This is a genomic window from Algoriphagus faecimaris, assembly GCF_900101705.1.
In the GTDB taxonomy this organism is placed as follows: Bacteria; Bacteroidota; Bacteroidia; order Cytophagales; family Cyclobacteriaceae; genus Algoriphagus; species Algoriphagus faecimaris.
Genome location: NZ_FNAC01000103.1, coordinates 1 through 1,318 on the forward strand (window position 1 = coordinate 1; position 1,318 = coordinate 1,318).

Annotated in this window: 1 protein-coding gene; it reads left to right on the forward strand. The window is 43.8% G+C overall.

Features of this window, described 5'->3' with window-relative positions; translation table 11 throughout:
- Window positions 1-827 precede the first annotated feature (827 nt).
- Window positions 828-1,022, forward strand: coding sequence for a hypothetical protein (locus BLQ57_RS20765; RefSeq protein ID WP_087941520.1), 195 nt, complete (start codon window positions 828-830; stop codon window positions 1,020-1,022).
- The last annotated feature ends 296 nt before the right edge of the window (window positions 1,023-1,318 follow it).

The following is a 1,318-nucleotide window of genomic DNA, read 5'->3' on the forward strand; positions in this document are numbered from 1 at the left end:
GTCTATTAACTAGATAAAATACATCAAAAAAAAGGCCATAACTTCAGATTATGACACTTTTATTTTCAATATCTAGTAAATAGCCAAACGAAAGACCATGGGTTTCACCCATGGCTATTCATGGTTAAAGCTCCCGATAATCGGGACAGGCGCTTCAGGCTTTCAATCTAAATATCAGCTACTCGATCTTTCTTAATCTCCTTTTCCCTATTTCTCTCAATCTCCCATTCTCTTACTCTCTCCCGTTCCCTTTTCCCTTTTCCTCTCAATCTCTTACTCTCACACTCTCCTATTCCCTAATCCTTGACCTCTACGCCCTGTCCGCACCCTGGCCTCCCGATCCGCTTCGCTTCTCGGGACAAGCTCTTCGCTAAATTCGTCCACTGGACGAATTTTTTACGCTCGGTCCTCCCTGTTCCCTATTTCTCTCAATCTCCCATTCTCTTACTCTGTCTCCCATTCCCTGTTCCCTGTTCCCTATTCCCTGATATCTTATGCTTACTTTTTGGCATTAGTGATTTGCATAGACCCTGAACTGAGAACCTTGAACCCTTACCGTCTCGCCGGTGCGAGCTTCATTCCGTTAAAAAATTCATCAGTTCCTCAATTCCCCAACAAAACAAACAAATCCACCTCTCCCCTTTTTTTAACAAAGAATCCACATTTTCCATATAATCCACAACGAATTTGACTTTTGAAATATTTATAGGACTTTGGTTCAACTAATTCTAGTCTAGACAGAATAACATGTTCTTAATCAAGTTATGGCCTGAGGGGTAAGTGAATGTGCTGAAAGAATAGGCCTTTTCACTAAAACCAATTATACCATGTTTAAAAAGCGATGTGTCATCTATCCTAAAGACGTACAGATTATTACCGGTCGAACGCTCCGCCATGGACAAAAGACCTTATGCAAAATCCGAAAACTAGTTAACAAAGAACCCCATCAATACGTCACCGTGGCGGAGTTTTCTGAGTTTTCCGGAATCCCTGTGGATCAACTCTGGGACTACCTTATCTAGATGCTCCCTAGTCCAGCTTCACCAAATAAGGGGCTTGCTGCTGGCAGTTGGGGAATGGGGAACGGGGGACAGAGAATTTGAACAGGGAACGGGGAATGGGGAACAGGGAACAGAGGGAACAGGGAATGGGGAACAGAGATCAGGGAACGGGGAACGGGGAATGGGGAACAGAGGGAACAGGGAACGGGGAACAGAGGGAACACCCCGCCACGGCCTTTAGGTTTGCAAAGAGGAATTATTTGGAAAAATCAGACCTAATGCTTTTCTGATTATCAAGTGACTCAGATATTCAATAA